This is a genomic window from Pseudomonas sp. 3MA1 (genome assembly GCF_029237275.1).
In the GTDB taxonomy this organism is placed as follows: Bacteria; Pseudomonadota; Gammaproteobacteria; order Pseudomonadales; family Pseudomonadaceae; genus Aquipseudomonas; species Aquipseudomonas fluorescens_AP.
In genome coordinates this window covers 356260-373081 of record NZ_JAACFX010000003.1, presented here as the reverse complement: position 1 = coordinate 373081, position 16822 = coordinate 356260, and the positions used below count along the sequence as shown (strand labels likewise).

General features: G+C 64.4%; 15 protein-coding genes. 5 read left to right on the top strand and 10 right to left on the bottom strand.

Features of this window, described 5'->3' with window-relative positions; all coding sequences use genetic code 11:
* Nucleotides 1–41: 41 nt before the first annotated feature.
* Entirely contained in the window at nt 42–1016 is a 975-nt protein-coding gene (locus GWQ44_RS10680) for a cyclase family protein (RefSeq protein ID WP_016967595.1), read from the top strand.
* Between the two features lie 106 nt (nt 1017–1122).
* Complete coding sequence (locus GWQ44_RS10675) at nt 1123–1653, top strand: hypothetical protein (protein WP_275927275.1); 531 nt, start codon at nt 1123–1125, stop codon at nt 1651–1653.
* Here GWQ44_RS10675 and GWQ44_RS10670 read toward each other — a convergent pair.
* Nucleotides 1646–2218: a LuxR C-terminal-related transcriptional regulator gene (locus GWQ44_RS10670; protein ID WP_275927274.1), complete on the bottom strand. Its 573-nt coding sequence runs from the start codon at nt 2216–2218 to the stop codon at nt 1646–1648. The genes GWQ44_RS10675 and GWQ44_RS10670 overlap by 8 nt on opposite strands.
* A 145-nt stretch (nt 2219–2363) precedes the next feature.
* On the opposite strand from GWQ44_RS10670, the gene GWQ44_RS10665 reads away from it, so the two are divergent.
* Genes GWQ44_RS10665 through GWQ44_RS10655 form a run of 3 tightly spaced genes read left to right on the top strand, consistent with a single transcriptional unit; the run spans nt 2364 to nt 6466 of the window.
* A complete protein-coding gene (locus GWQ44_RS10665; protein WP_275927273.1) occupies nt 2364–3542 on the top strand; it encodes an acetyl-CoA acetyltransferase in 1179 nt (392 codons plus the stop codon).
* 2 nt (nt 3543–3544) lie between these two features.
* Nucleotides 3545–5086: an AMP-binding protein gene (locus GWQ44_RS10660; protein WP_275927272.1), complete on the top strand. Its 1542-nt coding sequence runs from the start codon at nt 3545–3547 to the stop codon at nt 5084–5086.
* 42 nt (nt 5087–5128) lie between these two features.
* Nucleotides 5129–6466 carry an MFS transporter gene (locus GWQ44_RS10655; RefSeq protein WP_275927271.1) on the top strand — a complete coding sequence of 446 codons (1338 nt, stop codon included), beginning with the start codon at nt 5129–5131 and terminating at the stop codon, nt 6464–6466.
* Nucleotides 6467–6516: 50 nt separating this feature from the next.
* On the opposite strand, the gene GWQ44_RS10650 is transcribed toward GWQ44_RS10655, so the two are convergent.
* The 9 genes from GWQ44_RS10650 to GWQ44_RS10610 form a co-directional block, all read right to left on the bottom strand.
* Complete coding sequence (locus tag GWQ44_RS10650) at nt 6517–7863, bottom strand: cation:proton antiporter (protein WP_275927270.1); 1347 nt, start codon at nt 7861–7863, stop codon at nt 6517–6519.
* Nucleotides 7864–7872: 9 nt separating this feature from the next.
* Nucleotides 7873–9384, bottom strand: a complete 1512-nt coding sequence (locus GWQ44_RS10645) for an amidase (RefSeq protein WP_275927269.1) — start codon at nt 9382–9384, stop codon at nt 7873–7875.
* Nucleotides 9384–11051: a tryptophan 7-halogenase gene (locus GWQ44_RS10640; protein WP_199011728.1), complete on the bottom strand. Its 1668-nt coding sequence runs from the start codon at nt 11049–11051 to the stop codon at nt 9384–9386. Before GWQ44_RS10640 ends, GWQ44_RS10645 begins: the two co-directional genes overlap by 1 nt.
* A gap of 66 nt (nt 11052–11117) precedes the next feature.
* The gene (locus tag GWQ44_RS10635) at nt 11118–11759 is read right to left on the bottom strand and encodes a peroxiredoxin-like family protein (protein ID WP_016965410.1); all 642 of its coding nucleotides are present in this window, start codon (nt 11757–11759) and stop codon (nt 11118–11120) included.
* Between the two features lie 15 nt (nt 11760–11774).
* Nucleotides 11775–12539 carry a hypothetical protein gene (locus GWQ44_RS10630; RefSeq protein WP_253126189.1) on the bottom strand — a complete coding sequence of 255 codons (765 nt, stop codon included), beginning with the start codon at nt 12537–12539 and terminating at the stop codon, nt 11775–11777.
* Nucleotides 12532–14175: an FAD-binding oxidoreductase gene (locus tag GWQ44_RS10625; protein ID WP_275927268.1), complete on the bottom strand. Its 1644-nt coding sequence runs from the start codon at nt 14173–14175 to the stop codon at nt 12532–12534. Before GWQ44_RS10625 ends, GWQ44_RS10630 begins: the two co-directional genes overlap by 8 nt.
* Nucleotides 14165–15031, bottom strand: coding sequence for a class I SAM-dependent methyltransferase (locus GWQ44_RS10620; protein WP_042941229.1), 867 nt, complete (start codon nt 15029–15031; stop codon nt 14165–14167). The genes GWQ44_RS10625 and GWQ44_RS10620 overlap by 11 nt, the downstream gene beginning before the upstream one ends.
* 51 nt (nt 15032–15082) lie before the next feature.
* Nucleotides 15083–16012 (bottom strand): GNAT family N-acetyltransferase, encoded by a 930-nt coding sequence (locus GWQ44_RS10615; protein ID WP_275927267.1) that lies wholly within the window; start codon nt 16010–16012, stop codon nt 15083–15085.
* A 41-nt stretch (nt 16013–16053) separates the two neighbouring features.
* On the bottom strand, nt 16054–16566 hold the full coding sequence (locus GWQ44_RS10610; RefSeq protein ID WP_042941230.1) for a MarR family transcriptional regulator: 513 nt from the start codon (nt 16564–16566) through the stop codon (nt 16054–16056).
* Nucleotides 16567–16822 lie beyond the last annotated feature (256 nt).

The following is a 16822-nucleotide window of genomic DNA, read 5'->3' as shown; positions in this document are numbered from 1 at the left end:
CCTGTTGGCCAGATCTGAACCAGCTACGGAGTGCAGTCGACATGTGTGGGATCGATAACGACAAGAATCACCCCAATACCCAGCAGCTTCTTGAAGGCCTGCCGAAGAACTGGGGCAAATGGGGCCCGGACGACGAGGTCGGCGCCCTCAATTATCTGCAACAGGCCGAGGTGCTGCGTGGCGTGGCCGCGGTGCGCCAGGGCAAGACCTTCACCCTGCAGGTGCAAATCGGCCACCCCGGCGGTGACCCGATGTGGCCGGCGCGCAACCCTTCGATGCGCTTCAACACCCTGGACCGCAGCCACTATCAGGCCGGCAAGCAACCGTCGATGACCGGCGGCGCCGAGTACTGCGACGACGTGATCTTCATGCAGTTGCAGGGCTCGACCCAGTACGACGCCCTGGGCCACGCCTGGTATGACAACCAGCTGTGGAACGGCTACGACGCCAGCAGCACGGTGGGCGGCATGGCCAAGGCCAGCGTGCTGCCGATTGCCGAGCGCGGCGTGGTAGGCCGCGCGGTGCTGATCGACATGGCCCGCCATCGCGGCAAGAAGTACCTGGGCCGTGGCGAAACCTTCAATCACCTGGACCTGCTGGCCGCCGCCAAGGCCCAGGGCGTGGCCATCGAGAAGCGCGACATCCTGATCATCCGCACCGGCTCCATGGGCGCCTTCTACGAGTACGGCAAGACCGAGTTCTTCAAGGACCTGGTGGAGCCCGGGCTGACCTACAGCCGCGAACTGGTGGACTGGTTCAACCAGATGGAAATCCCCAACCTGGTCACCGACACCATCGCCAACGAAGTGATCACCGACCCGGTATCCGGGGTACAGATCCCGCTGCACTGCGCGCTGATGCGCAACCTGGGCATCGCCTTCACCGAGATCGTGCTGCTCGAAGACCTGGCCGAGGATTGCGCCGCCGACGGCCAGTGGACCTTCCTCTACACCGCTGCGCCGTTGAAGATCGTCGGCGGCAGCGGGGCACCGGTGAATCCCATCGTCATCAAGTAACCGGCGCCGCGTCATGCCGGCCGGCATGCCGCGGCACTGGCGGGCCGCAGGTCATGGGGTTACCCTGCGGCTCATTTTTTGAGACCGATATGGACCTTCGCCTCCCGTGACCGATACCTGCCCGCCCAACTGCGCGCATTGCGCCGATTACCCCGACCACCAGAGCGCCCACCAGGCCGTGGTCGAAGCCCTGCAAGTGATGGGCGCCCATCCCGAGGCCAGCGAAGACGAGATCGTGCAGATGCTCCAGGCCCGTGGCTACTCAGCCATCGTCGCCGAGAAGCTCAACGCCTTCGTGCCTTCGGCCCTGAGCTGGCCGCTGCTCAAGCGCCTTGGAGTGGAGACTTTCGTCGGGCACTTCATCGCCTACGACGACAATGACCAGGAGGTGCAGATCCCGGTTTCCAGCCAGCACTATTTCACCGCCGCCTTGATGCTGGCCTACAACACGCTCGAAGACGGCTGGAGCGAGGAGTTGCCCCACAGCACCTTTGTCAGCGTGACGCAACACAGCGCCGAGATGAACGCCGCGAATAAGCTGCTGAACCAGGGCGGCAGCCTGGAGGGCGGGACGATCGGGCCCCTGCAGTTGCTGCGGCTGAGCGCCAGCGAGGTGCTGGGGCAAGCGTCTAGCTGATGTAGATGATCTTCGACACCAGCTCGGCGCTGTTCTTGGCCTGCAGCTTCTTCATCAGCCGGGCGCGGTGCACCTCCACCGTGCGGTGGGAGATCGCCAGCTTGCGCGCTACTTCCTTGCAGGTCAGGCCGTTGACGATGTGCAGCGAGATCTCGCGCTCGCGTGGGGTCAGGTGCACCGTCGGCGCCAATTGCCGGTCCAGGCGTTCGAAGTGCCAGATCATCAGCCCGAATGGGTCGTCCGGGGTCAGCGAGAAGCCGTGGGCCCGGGCCCAGAACACCTCGCCGTTGCGGTGCTGCATAAAGCGCTCGTCGGTGTAGGACGCGCCCTGGCCGTTGCGCAGCCAGTGTTCGCTGCGTTCGCCAATGCTCTGGTAATCGGCCTGGGACGGGTACAGCAACAGGGTCAGGTGATCCAGCAGCTGCTCGCGCTCATAGCCGAACAGGCGCAGGAAGGCCTGGTTGCAGTCGAGCATGCGCCGATGCCCGGTGATCAACTGCGGTGCGGGGGAAACCTGGAAGGCCAGGCGCTCAAGGTCCTGGAGCTGCTGGGCATATACGGTCATGGGGCATCCTGCCTCGTGGAAGTCGTTGCGCCGCTCTGGCAAGCCGGGCACTACTTACTGGTGTACGTAGTTGCCCTAACTAGCGTCTGATTGTGGCGCTCGCCATTGTAGGGAACGTCCGCTTCAAGCACAGAAGAAAATCACCATGAATCATGCTTCCGTATCCATTGTCGCTGCCGCCCACACATCCTTCGGTCGCCTCCAGGGTGTGACCCTAGAGGACCTGATTGTCCAGGTCACCCGCGAGGCCCTGGCGGATGCCGCGATCGATGCCGCCGAGATCGACGCGCTGTTTCTCGGGCACTTCAACTCGGGCCTGGTGCCGGACGGTTTTCCCGCCTCGCTGATGCTCCAGGCCGACCCGCAATTGCGCTTCAAACCGGCCACCCGTTGCGAAAACGCCTGCGCCTCGGGCTCGGCGGCGATCCTCGCGGGGGTCAATGCGATCCGCAGTGGCGCCGCGGAGCTGGTGCTGGTGGTGGGCGCGGAAAAGATGACCAGCAACTCCACCGCCGAAGTGACCCAGGCCCTGGCCGGTGCCGGTTACCAGAACGATCCGCAGGAGGCCGGCCTGAGCTTTGCCCAGCTGTTTGCCCGGGTCGCCCAGCAGTACACCGAGCGCTACCACAGCCCGCTGGCCTCGATGGCGGCGATTGCGGTGAAGAACCATGCCAATGCCATGGCCAACCCCCTGGCGCAGATGCACCGGCCGATGGACTTCGAGCATTGCAACCAGGTGTCCCAGAGCAATCCGCTGATCGCGCCGTCGCTGCGCCTCACCGACTGTTCGCTGATCAGTGACGGCGCGGCGGCGATTGTCCTGGCTTCGCCGCAGCGCGCGCGCTCGTTCCGCCGCGAAGTGGCGATCCGCGCCCTGAGCCAGGTCAATGACCTGCTGCCGATGGCCAGCCGCGACATCCTGGCCTTTGACGGCCCGCAGCGGGCCATCCACGGCGCCTTGCGCGAGGCCGGGGTGAGCCTGGGCGACATGAGTTTTGCCGAGGTCCACGACTGTTTCACCATCGCCGAGTTGCTGATCTATGAAGCCATGGGCCTGGCGCCCAAGGGCGAAGGCCATCGGGCCCTGGACGAGGGCATCGTGCGCCCCGGCGGGCGTTTGCCGGTCAACCTCTCCGGCGGGCTCAAGGCCAAGGGCCACCCGGTGGGCGCCACCGGCGTGTCGATGCATGCCCTGGGCTTTCGCCAATTGATCGGCGAGCCGATTGGCCTGGGCGTGCCCCGGGCCGAGTTCGGCCTGCTGTTCAACATGGGCGGCATGGCCGTGGCCAACTACGCCTCGGTCCTGCAAGCGCTCAGGGCCTGAACATGAACATTGCCCACTGGTTGCTGGACGCGGCCCAACGCTGGCCGCAGCGCCCAGCGCTGTTCGAGGGCTGCCGCCAGGTGGCCGACTACCAGGGCTTCGCCGCGCGGGTCCGGGCCCGTGCCCTGCACCTGCGGCATGCGCACGGCATCGCCGCCGGGGACCGGGTGGCCTTGCTGCTGAAGAACAGCTGCGCCTACCTGGAACTGCTCTACGCCATCTGGTGGAGCGGGGCGGTGGCGGTGCCGGTCAATAGCAAGCTGCATCCGCGGGAGGCGGCCTGGATCGTCGGCAACGCCGGGGCGCGGCTGATCTTCACCGACGGTGGCCGGACCTTCGAGCTGCCGGACTTGCCCGCCGATTGCCGCGAGCTGCCCGCCGCAGTCATGCCGGCGCCGGCGGGCGCCGCGGACACCGAGCTGCGCGAGCCCTGGCCGTGCGCCGACCACGAGCTGGCCTGGCTGTTCTACACCTCGGGCACCACCGGCCGTTCCAAGGGCGTGATGCTGTCCCACGGCAACCTGATCGCCATGTCGCTGTGTTACCCGCTGGATGTCGACCCTTTGCAGGCCGGCGATGCGCTGGTGTATGCCGCGCCGATGTCCCACGGCGCCGGGCTGTACAACTTCATTCACGTGCGCTGTGGTGCCCGGCACGTGGTGCCGGAGTCCCGGGGGTTCGATGCGCCCGAGCTGTTCGGGCTGGCGCAGCAACTGGGGCAGGTCAGCCTGTTTGCCGCGCCGACCATGGTCAAGCGCATGGTCGAGCAGGCCCGGCAGCAAGGCTATGACGGCACGGGCATCAAGACCATCGTCTACGGCGGGGCACCGATGTACCAGGCGGACCTGGCCCAGGCCCTGGACACCTTCGGTCCGCGGCTGGTGCAGATCTACGGCCAGGGCGAGTGCCCGATGAGCATCAGCGCGCTGTCCCGGGAGCTGATCGCCGAGCGCCAGCACCCGGACTGGCCGGCTCTGGCGGCGTCAGTCGGGCGCCCGCAGGCCTGTGTCGAGGTGCGCATCCTCGATGCCCAGGGGCAAGCCCTGCCAGCCGGCGAGCCCGGGGAAATCGCCGTGCGCGGCGCCCCGGTGATGCACGGCTACTGGGACAACCCGGCCGCCACCCGGGCGACCCTGGTGGACGGCTGGTTGCTCACCGGCGATATCGGTTTTCTCGACCACCGCGGTTTGCTGACCCTGACCGACCGCTCCAAGGATGTGATCATTTCCGGCGGCAGCAACATCTACCCGCGGGAAGTGGAGGAGGTGCTGATGCAGCATCCCCAGGTGTTCGAGGTGTGCGTGGTGGGCGAGGCGGATGCCAAATGGGGCGAGTCGGTGGTGGCCTTCGTGGTTGCGCGCGACCCCGACAGCCTCGACCCGCAGGTGCTCAACCAGTGGTTCGTGACGCGCATGGCGTCGTTCAAGAAACCGCGCAAATACCTGTTTTGCGCCGAGCTGCCGAAGAACAGCTACGGCAAGATTCTCAAGACCCGCTTGCGTCAGTGGCTGCAGGACCCGACAGGGACCATCGCCGAGCGCTGACGCACTTTCCCATGGACCGCAGTACGACAGGAGTCTCCCAACATGGACGTGTCCTCTTGCAACCCCCAGCGCCAGCGGCGCCGGGCCTTTATCGGCGCCACTTCCGGCCACTTGATCGAGTGGTACGACTACGGCGTCTACGGCTTTCTGGCGGTGTACATCGGCCAGGCGTTCTTCGTCTCCGATGACCCCACCAGCAGCCTGCTGGCGAGTTTCGCGGCCTTTGCCCTGAGCTTTTTCATCCGCCCCCTGGGCGGCCTGTTCTTCGGCCCGTTGGCGGACCGCATCGGCCGGCGCCAGACCCTGATCACCGTGCTGGTGCTGATGGCCGGCTCGACCTTCCTCCTGGGCCTGTTGCCAACCTACGCCAGCATCGGCATCGCCGCGCCGATCCTCCTGGTGCTGATCCGCTGTGTGCAGGGGTTCTCCGCCGGTGGCGAGATCGGCACCATCACCAGCTTCATTGCCGAATACGCCGGCCCCGGGCGCCGCGGCTTTGCCACTTGCTGGCTGATGGTCACCGCGGTGCTCGGCCTGTTGCTGGGCGGCGCGGTGGCCAATGGCATGACCTGGGGCCTGGGCGCGGAAGTGATGCAGGACTGGGGCTGGCGCATGCCGTTCCTGCTCGCCGGTCCTCTGGGCTTCATCTCGCTGTACATCCGCCTGAAGCTCGAAGACAGCCCGGAGTTCCTGGCCCTGGCGCAGGCCGGGCAGACCTCCAAGGCACCGCTGCGCGAAGTCTGGCAGTGGAAGCGCTCGATTGCCCTGGTGTTTTTCATCATCACCCTGCACAGCTCGATCTTTTACCTGGTGCTGACCTTCGCCTCGACCTACATGTCCAACACCCTCAAGTTCGACAGCGGCACCACCTTGCTCTACGTGTTCGTCGCCAGCCTCTCGGCGGCGCTGGTCATGCCCCTGGGCGGGGCCTTTACCGATCGCTACGGACGCAAGCCGTTCCTGATGGTGATCGGCACCCTGGCCACCCTGGCCATGTACTGGTTCTTCAAGACCGCGCCCAACGCCACCCCGGCCACGCTGTTCTGGCCGTTGATGGCGGTGGCGATCCTGTTCGGGCTCTACGCCTCATCGACCTACGCGCTGATGAGCGAACTGCTGCCCACGCGCATTCGTTCCACCGGCATCGCCGTGGCCTACAACATTCCGGTGGCGGTGTTCGGCGGCAGCGCGCCGCTGATCTCCACCTGGCTGATCAAGCTCACTGGCGACATCACCGCGCCCTGGTACTTCTACGTGGCCACCGGCGTGGCGTCGCTGATTGCCCTGGTGGTGCTGCGCAAGGAGGACTTTGTCGCCTGCGCCTCAGGGCACCCGGCAAGGCAGCCAAACGCGGCGGTGAGCCTGCCGAGCGGGGCCTGACGCCGGAGCGGACCTGGGCGCTGCCAGGTCCGTCCAGGCTGGCGCTTGCGCTAGACCACGGGCTGGTTGGCAACTGCCGGCGCGGCCTGTCCCAGGCGCTCGCTGGCGGTCAGCAGGCGGATCAGCGGTGAGGCGATGAAGGTGCTGATGATGGCCATGATCACCAGGATGGTGAAGTACTCTTTGGGCAGCACGCCAAGGTCATAGCCGACATTGAGCACCACCAGTTCCATCAAGGCGCGGGTGTTCATGCAGACCCCGATCAGCGCCGAGTTCCTCGGGCTTTCTCCCAGCAGGCGGCTGGAGCCGTAGGCCCCGAGGAACTTGCTGGCAAAGGCCACCAGGCACACCAGGAAACAGTTGAGCAGGGCGTGACTGCCCTCCAACGAACCTACGTCGGTTCGCAGGCCTGTATAGGCGAAAAACACCGGCAGGAAGAACGCATTGACCAAGCCGCCGACCTTGGCGTTCCACTGGGCGACGAAGGGCCGGTGGGTATGCAGCGCCACGCCCATGATGAAGCCGCCAATGATCGAGAACACCCCTATCAGGTTGGTGATGACGGCGCTGGCAAACAGCACGATCAGCATCAGTGAAATACCGCGCGCCGACAGGGGCCGACGTTCCAGGTCGCCGATGATCCAGCGCAGGATCAAGGGCCGCACCTGCCACAGCACCACGATGATGAACAGTGCCAGGGCCAGCATCCTCAGGAGCGAGGTCCAGACGTTGAAGTTCGAGGCAATGATCGACGTCACGCCGCCCAGGATCAGCCAACCGCAGACATCGTCGATTGCCGCGGCGCCGATGGTCAGGGTGGCGACCCGTGATCGCGACAGGCCCAGTTCCATGAAAATGCGCCCCAGAATCGGCAGGGCGGTGATTGACAGGGCGGTGGCGAAGAACAGCTGAAAGGCCAGCAGCGGAGGTCGCTCACCGGTGATCTGCTGCCAGAAAAATTCGGCGCTGAAAAAGCCGCTGGCAAAGGGCACCAGCAAGCCCCCCAGGCTGATGAAGATGATCGAGCGCTTGCGGCCTTTGAGGTGCGCGCCAAATTCGAATTCCAGGCCCACCTGGAACATCAGCAGAATCAGCCCGACCTGAGCCGTCGCGATAAAGGCGGTAGAGGTCTGCGGCACGAAGATGCTGTGCAGCAACTCCGGAAAGAAATACCCCAGCAAGCTTGGGCCCAGCACCAGGCCTGCAAGGATTTCACCGGCCACCGGGGTTTGCCCCAGGCAGCGCGTGCTGAGCCAGGAGATCAGCCGACTGACGGAAAAGATCACGATCAGCTGGATCAGAAACAGCAATGTCAGGTGTTCGGCCTGGGAGCCCACGGCCGATTGCCCCATGGGGGGGCTGGCGGGCTGTTGGGTTGTCGCACTGGTGGTTTGCATAGAGACTTCCTATCCCTTGAAGTGTGAAAGCGCTGGCTTGAGCCAGCCACCAAACTGAGTGTCCAGAAATACCGCGGCGTCCAGCAGCAATGCGTCCTGGCCGGGGCCGGCAACCAGCTGCACGGCCACCGGGCAGCCTTGATCCAGGCGCCCCATCGGCACACTGAGGGCCGGCAGGCCCAAGGCGTTGAACAGGGCGCAGTAAGCAACGTCAAAGGGGCGCTTGAGGGCATGCCCGTGTTCCGGCGCGACGCCTGGCGTGACGGGCATCAGCAGCACGCTGTGGCCGTCGAAGAGCTCGGCGAAGGCCTGTTGCAAGTGATCGCGCTGGGCAAGAAAACGCCCCAGCCCCGGATTGCCCAGGGCGTCGCCGACACTGTCCAGCCAGGTCGCCAGCAACGGCCCCGTAGCATGTCGCGCACGTCCGGCGAGGCTGGCGCGGGCTGCCCGCCAATAGCTCAGCGGCTGCCCATCGCCCAGGTAGTCCGCCAGGCGGACCTGCGCCTCCAGCTTCAGCACCGCCAGCCAGATGAAAAACGCGTTGTGCATGCCAGGTTCCTGCCAGGCCTGCAGCGTGGCGCCCTGGCTGGCCAGGCATTGCCCTGCGTCGTTCAAGGCCCGGGAGACGGCCTCGGACACCGGGCTGCTCCATTTCATCTTGTCGGGCAGGTACAGGTGGACCCGCTTGAGACGCGCGGGCTCGGCAACGGGCACGTACCGCGAATGGATATTGCGGTCGATGCCATCGGGGCCGGCGATGATCTGCAGGATTTCGCTCAAGTCCTCGGCATGTCGGCACAGCGGGCCGGCCGCAAAATGAGCGGATACCGCCTGTGCGTTGGCTTGCTCGCGGCCACGCTCGTCCAGCGGCAAATGACCGCTCAAGGGCACCAGGCCGCGCGACGGCTTGAGCCCAAAGACTCCATTGAACGCGGCGGGAATGCGCACCGAGCCTGCGCCATCGGTGCCAAGGGCAAATGGCACGCAGGCGCTGGCCACCAGGACCGCATCGCCGCCGCTGCTGCCCCCGGCGGTGCGCGAGGCGCGATACGGATTGAGCGTGCGGCCATAGAGCAGGTTGTCGGTTTCCGGCCACAGGGCCATCTCCGCCTGGTTGCCCAGGGCCACGGGAATGCCCCCCGCGGTTATCAGGCGCTGGGCGACCGTCGCCGTCGAGGACGCCGTGACCTGCCGACGCAAGGTCGAGCCGCAGGTTTGTGGCCAGCCCGCCAGCCCCAGGCCTTCCTTGATCGAGAAGGGCACGCCGTGCAAGCGCCCCAAGGGCTGGCCGCGCAACACATCGGCCTCTGCCCGACGCGCAGCACTGCGGGCGCCGCGGTACAGTTCGACGGCGATCGGGTTGCACAGGGCCTGGACCTCTTGGCAGCGCTCGATGGACTGCTCCACCAGTTCGACCGGCGAGATTTCCTTGCGCTTGATCAGGCGCGCCAGTTGCACGGCGCTCAGCTCCAGCAACCCGGACGCGCGGAAGCCGGAGGCCGTTGGCGTCAGCGCGGACATCAACGGCGGGCCAGGTCGAGAAAGCCGCCGTCATTGCCAAACGGCGACTTCAGCAGTTCCGGCGACTCGCCATATTTGTAGAACAGCGAGGGTTTGAGCCTCAGGCTCAGGGATCGCGCCAGATCCTGCACCACGCCGCAGCTGTGGCGCAGCAACAGCTTCAAGTGCCGTGGCGTCGGCGACCACTTGACCATCTTCATCAGGCGGATCCGCAGCGCCGCCGAACGCAGGTAGTAATGCGCGGCATACAGCGGCCGGGCACGATTTTCGGCTTTGTACAGGTCGAAGTTGATGGTGCGCGAGTACAGGTTCGGCATCATCTCCGGGCTCAGGCCCGGGTTGGAGCGGCGGACTTCCTGCAGCAGGCAGGCAAAGGGCAGGGGCGAAGGCTGCAACTCCCGGGGGTAGCGCGGCAGCAGGTCGGCAAACTGCTGGGCCTGGTGCCCATCGAGGAAGTCGCCGGTCATGTACATCGGCAGCACGACGTGGAAGTAGGCCATGTTGGCGAACAGCAGGGTCCAGCCCATCATGAACGGGTCGTCCATGACCTCGTACCATTTGCTCCAGGTGTCCTGCAGCGCCAGTTGCGCCTGAATGTGAGACTCCAGGCAGTTGACATAGGCCGGGGTCAGGCTGGCATGGATGTCCTTTTCGATCATGGCCGCGATCTGCGGAATCTGCTGTGCGACATACGCCAGCCCGGCGCTGTTGGCCGGATCGAAGGTGAACGCGGCGTCGCCGAGCAGGAACCAGCCATCGGTGGAGTAGTACTGCTGGGCTTCATACATGTAGTTGTACATGGCGTGGGCATCGATCACCTGGCCGCTGGCGATGAGTTCGGTGATCACCGGATGGTCGGCCATGACCTTGTCGTTGAACTGTTCGAGGGTGCTGATCTTCTGCTCGATCATGTCCGGGCGGTAGGTGATGCCGATGCTGATCATGTCTTTGCCATCGTCGCTGCGCATCGGGATCATCCAGATCCAGTAGCCCTTCCCGTAGAAGTGATGGGTGACGTAATAGGGGTCGTAGCAGTGGTGCTTGACCTTGTGGATGTTGATGTTGGACAGCAGGGTGCGGTCGAAGTCCTTGAGGCGGAACCAGAAGGTGCTGCGCTGGTAGGTCGGCTCCTTGTGCAGCTTGAGCTTCTTGGCCATGAAGCGGTTGCGTCCGGTGGCATCGATGATCCAGTCCGCGGTCAATTGCTGGGGCGCGTCGGTGTCGCTGCGCAAGGTCAGCAGGTGAGTGGCATGCTCGCCCTGGTGCAGGTCCACCGCGCTGACGTCGGCCTCGATCAGTTGCACTTGATGCGCGTCGACGATCCGCCGCAGGTCGCGGTCAAAACTGAACCGGTTGAGGTTGTAGGCCGGCATGCGAATCACCCCCGGTGCCTCATGCACGACATAGTTGCGGCACTCCGGGTTGTTGCGCAGCTTCAGGTAATAGGTCAGGCCGTACTTGTGGTAGTGCTTTTCCTCCAGCAGGCTGCCCAGCCCCAGGCCCTTGAAGAAGTGCGTGGTCAATTCCACCGTCGACTCGCCCACCACCGGGCGCTTTCGATCCGGGCGACCGATCAGGATGACCTCGACTCCGGGGAGGCGTTTCTTGAAGTACAGGGCAGCCAGGTGACCGGCGACGCCGGCCCCCATGATAGCGATACGTTTCATTGGCTCAGTCCGTGAACAAATAGGCAGGGCCGAAGGCGCGACGGCCTTCGGCGGAGGTTGATCGGTTTAGCGGCCAACGGCCTCGAGCAGGGTTTGCGGTTCGACGCGCTCCGAGTAGTCGACATTGACAAAGGCGTGGCGAATCACCCCGTCCTGGCCAATCACAAAGGCGCTGGCCATTGGCAGTGTCAAGGCATCCGAGCCGTTGAAGACTTTCAAGTCGGCGCCCAGGGAGCGGTAGACCGCGTCCAGTTCATCCTCAAGCTTGAAGACAATGCCGTACTGCTTGGCCAGGCGGTTTTCCGCGTCGCTGAGCAGCAAGTAGCGAATGCCCAGTGCTTCACGGGTCTTGGCCGAGGATTGCGGTGTCTGCGCCGATACCGCGACCAGGGTGGCGCCGGAGGCCGCCAGGTCGCCGACCATCTGCTGGTAGGCGCTCAAGGCCAGGTTGCAGAACGGGCACCACAGGCCGCGGTAGAACACCAGCACCAGGGGGCCCTTGTCGAGCAACCGGCGCAGGTCGACATCCTGGCCATCCGGGTCCTTGAGTACCGCCAGAGGCGCCTTGTCCTGGGCTTTCAGGGCTTTCGCGGCCAGGCCACTGTCGACCAGCGACTGCAGTGATGCGCCGAATTTGTGCAGGATCTCGCCCGGCAGTTGTTCGGCCATCTGCTGTTTGGCAGCTTGCAGTTTTTCCTTGAGAGACATGAGTAACTCCTTTTTCTAGTGAGACAGGCTTCGGGTAGCCCGGGTGTGAATCCTGTGGGAGGCCTTGCAACTGGGCGGGTAGCGTTGAAACAGCTGGCGCACCCAGTCCGGGCGCGTTTTGCTGGCATCGTTGAGCCAGTTGGCGACAGAGTCCTGGGGGTATTTCTGGCTTTCAGCAAGCAGCGGGATCAGCAGCGGTTCGGCTAATTCCGGGGTGCTCTTGAGGGCGCCGATGTGCTCGCACCAGACGCCTCGGGGGCGCAGGATCTCAATGCTGAAACGGCGGATCAGCGGGTCTTCGCTGAGCGTGTATTGGCGCAGCAGGGACAGGGCTGTCGCCAGGTCCTGGCTGAGCAAGGGCCGCAAGGCGATCCAGGCCCACTCGCGCACGCCGAAGTGGCTGTCGCAGGCAAAGTGCAACTGGCTGTGGATCGCGCTGGCCAGGGACTGGTTGCGTTCGCGGTAGGCATTGGCGAAGGCCGCCCAACTGCGCACGGTGTCCGATGGATGGGCCTGCAACAGGCTCCAGGCCCTTTGGCGCGCGGGCGGCGCGGCGAGCTCCAGCCATTGCCCGAGAGCCAGCCCCAGGGCGGCGATTCTTTTCGAGATGCCCTGTTTCTCGGTTGCCTGGGCAGCGGCGATCAGGGCTTGCCCCAGGCTCTCGTCGAGCTGGCCGGCAATGGCCGTGGCCAGCGCGGTCTGGTCAACGGCCAGGCACTGCGCCAGGTTGCGGGTCTGGATCAGTCCCTGATTGATCAGCTGGGTGGTGTCTTCACTCATGGCAGGCTACCGGCTCGGGGGTGGCAAGGGGCGCTCGGGTGTCGACAGGCAGGCAGTAGCGGCCTGGCGAGAGCAGGTGATGGGGATCCAGGGCGTGCTTGAGGCGCGCGCCCAGTTGCCAGGCGGGGTGCTCCTGGTCGGCCAGCAACGGCATGAACGCCACCGGCACGCGATAGGGCACGATCCCCTGAGCCTTGCCCAGCTGGAACAGTTGCCGATAGCAGTCATGGGCCCGAGCGGATGCCAGAGGGTCGTTGCGTGCAAACAGCAGTGGCACGGTGCAGTCGATGGCCCGGGTCGAAAGCGTGGTCAGGGTGATCGGACACAGCATGTCCTGCGCCTGGCACTGCTCGCTCATGGCGTGCAGGAAGTCTTCGATCAACTGCTTCTTGAACGGCAGTACCGGGGCGTACCAGATCAGCCCGCAGTGGTCGCGCGCGGGGTTCAATCCTGGCCCGGGAGGCGGCTTGGCCCCTGCGCTGTAGGCCAGCGGCAGGGCGACTTCGTTGGGGCGCCCTTCCATCAGTTCAACGCCGAGCAACATCTTTTCCAGGGTCCGCTGCCAGCGCCGCGCCCAACTCCCCGGCAGCCGCTGCAACAGGCCGTGGGCCAGGCTCAACTGGCGCCGGGTCTTGAACATCGAGCGACTGGCAAACCCCTTGAGTTCGCGCAGGATCATGCGCTTGAGCGAGGGCAACTGGTCCGCGTGGCAATAGATCGAGCCGACCCCCATCCAGGCCGGCAGCCCGAGGCTGTCGGCGCTCTGGCGCAGTTGTTCGCGGGGCAGTCCGGCGATGCCCTGGCCTTCACTGGCCATGGTCAGCAGGCGAGTGCGGTTCATGAGGTTGATTCCGCCCACCTGACCCTGGGCCTGGTCGATGATGCGCCGCACACCCTCCAGCGCCGCGCCCAGCCGGGCCGGGTCCTCGATCCAGAAGTAGAACGGCTGGATGACCTGGGGCTTTCTCACCAGGGCGAGGCTCATCTGGGTCACGATGCCCAGCCCGCTCTGGCTGAACAGACCGTCCAGATAGGGGCCCACTCCCCATTTGAAGCAAGGACTGGCAGCCCCCAGCGCCAGCGGCGAGCGGTAGATCTGGCCGTCTGGCAGCACCGCTTCCAGGGCCAGCACGGCCTGGAAGTGGTCGGTCTGCGGAGTAATCCCGTAACCCCGTTCCAGAGCGTTGCCCAGCAGGCTGCAAGAGGGGCCGGCACCGGTCACCGGTGTCAGGTAGGGCAGGTCGCGTTCTTGCAGATACTGTGCCAATGCGCCTTGGGTAACGCCCGGCTCAAGGGTGACCACTGACAGTTCTTCGTCGAACGACAGGATCCGCGCCATGCCCGACAAGTCCATCACCACGCAGTGCTCCCGACCGGTAGCGGCGCAACCGTAACCCCAGTTGTGACCGGTGCTGATGGGGTGCAGGGCGATGCGGTGCCGCTGGGCAATGACCACACAGGCCGCCACTTGTTCGCTGGAGAGGGGCGCGATCACCGCCTGGGCATAGGCCGGTGAATGCATGGTGTCGTGCTGGACGTGGGCGATGCCGGCGTGATCGAGGCGAACCTGCGACGCCCCCAGCACTCCGCGCCACTGCTCCAGGGCAGCTTGCAGGCGGGTGCCTTCAGAAAGCACTGGCCAACCCTCCCAACCGCAGGAACAGGCGCAGTTGCTGTACATCGGCCTTGCGGCTGGCTGGCAGCGCGGCATAACGGCGCTTGAACTCCGGCTTCATGGTCTTGACGCAGCGCCGCTTGGGCGTGCGGATCACCATCATCAGCGGGCTCAATGCGGTGCTGTAGACCCGGGCGCAAGGCCCCAGGTAGCTGGCCGCCAGCGTCTGGAACTCTTCTAGGGAGAAGGCCGCCAACAGCGAGTTGCGGTAGTCCAGCAGGGTTTCCTGATCGGCGCCGTCGCTGGCGCGCTGGACGAAGTAATCCACCGATTCGGTCGATTTCAGGCGTCCGAAGTCATTCAGGTAAATGGCGCGATCGTTACGCAGCACCCGGGCAATGTTCCTGAAGGTCGACTCCAGCTGTTCCAGGCTCTCCAGGTGGTGCAGGGCCATGGAGGAAATCACCACATCGACACTGCGATCGCCGATCCTGCCCAGGCGAGTCATGTCATCCTCGATCAGCTCGACGTTGTCGATACCTTGTTGCCGGATCGAATCCCGGGCGATGTCGAGCATGTTCTTCGATAAGTCGACCCCCACGAATTCGGCCCGCGGGTTGAGTCGCGCCACCTGCAGCAACAGGCTGGCGGGCCCGCAGCCGATATCCAGGACAACGTCCCCGGGCTTGATCAGCGCGCACATCTGCGCCGCGTGGTACAGGTAGGTTCCCGACAGTGCCTGGCCCTGTCCGGCACTGCTGGCATAGGACTCCACGCTGGGCTGGGCCTCCATGACCAACTCCGGTTCCGGTGTGCGAGTGAACGGCTGTTTAGTGGTTATTTCTCTGTAAATCGCCCGCAGCAATCCCGTATCCATGACTCATCCTCCATGAAATGATGTGTGAAAATCGGCAGGGGAAGGGCGTGTTTACGCCAGGGCCAGCGCCCGTTTGACGCGCTTGCCCAAGTGCCTGTCATGCACCCCGCAGCGAGCCATGTGGATCAGCACGTCCTGCTCCTGCCAGCGATGCACGCCCGCATCGGCCGGCAGGCGAATCGCATCGAAGTCGCGCTGGCAGAAAAAATCGAAGAAGTTGGTGCGCTGTCCCGCCACCGCAAATTTGACGCTGGAGGACTGGTAAACACTTCTGAAGGTGTCCTGGGCGTCTGCCAGTCCCAGTGACAAGGGCTGCGAAAGCGCGCCGTTGAGTTTGGTGTAGCGCTCCACGCGACCCATCGGCGAGAAGAACAGCACCTTGCGATAAAAGGAGCTGGCCCTGGGGTGTACGGCGATCAGCAGCTTTTCAATCCCACGGTAGTGCATTGCCCAACGGAACATCGCGTTGTAGAGCATCAGCGGCACGCCCTTGCCACGATAGTGCGTGGACACCGCCAGGGTCCCGACCTCGGCCAGGCGCTGGCCGGACAGACGCTGCAGCAGGACTTCGTTGCCGTGAACGTCCTCCATCGGCAAGCCCAGCATCGAATCTTCGATCAATGACACCGTGCCGATGATCTGCTGTTCCTTGATCGCGACGAAGGTCGTGGTGCCGGGCAGCAGGTGAAAGGCAGAAAAGCGCATGCCGGCACGGCAGACCGTGGAGATTCCCCGACGCGCATAGCTTTCATTGACCAGCCGCAGGGCCTCCTCCAGCTCGAAGAGGCTTTGTACCGGGCGAAATTCGAAGCCTTCGATGGCCAGCGGGGCGCGGGCTATGCGGGTGAGAAACAGATGGCGGTAGAGGGGGGGAGGAATGTAACGCTCCAATGAGGCCAGGCCATGCCTGAGCGTGTCGACGCCACTGTGAAGACGCGGCTTCCTGCCGAAATTGGTCATTACCTTTTGACTCTGCAACATCAGTCACCTCCATGTGTTGCTACTACCGTTGACGCCCGGTGCTAATCCCCGTCAGGAGGTTGCAGTGCCAGAGCGGGGCTTGCAGAAATGCAATAGATCGCTTCGGTCAGTGCCTGGCGTTGTTCCGCGCTCAGGCCTTCGATAATGCTGCAGATCCAATCCGTGTGATCGGCAAAGACTTCGTCCACTACCTGCCTGCCTTCCGGGGTCAGGCTGATGATCAGCTTGCGTCGATCCGTCGGGTCGGGCTTGCGCCTGATGAAGCCATCGCCTTGCAGGCCATCGAGCAGTCCGGTCACGGTGCCGGTGGTGATGGACAAGCGCGTCGCGAGTTCCAGTGGCGAGAGTTTTCCGCCCGCACTCTTGAGGGTCAGCATGATCACGAAGCGCCCCTCCGAAAGGCTGTAGCGGGCAAGCCGCACAGCACAGACGCGGTTGATTGCCGCTGCGGCCGATAGCAGTTCGAAGCACAGTCTGACGCTCTCGCGAGCGTCGGGAGAAATGTTCTCCAGTGCCTGCAGCATGATGTGATGTTTGTTCTCTAAAATATTCATAAGGCGCAGTTTATCTTGGCGCCTTACTAAGTCAACGGTTAATTCTTGTACTCAATCTTGTTGATTTTAAGCTGTTGTTTTATAAGGATTTAAATCTATTTTTGCAGCGTGATGAGGGGCGCGAGGAGGGCTTGAATGGTGACTTATTTGTGTCATTCATTTGGCGCCGAAAATACGCCTTTGCAGGTGGGGTGACGCTCGACCCTGGCGGGGGGCGGCAGGTAGCACCGTTCCTTGGTGCTACGGGGCGCTGGTT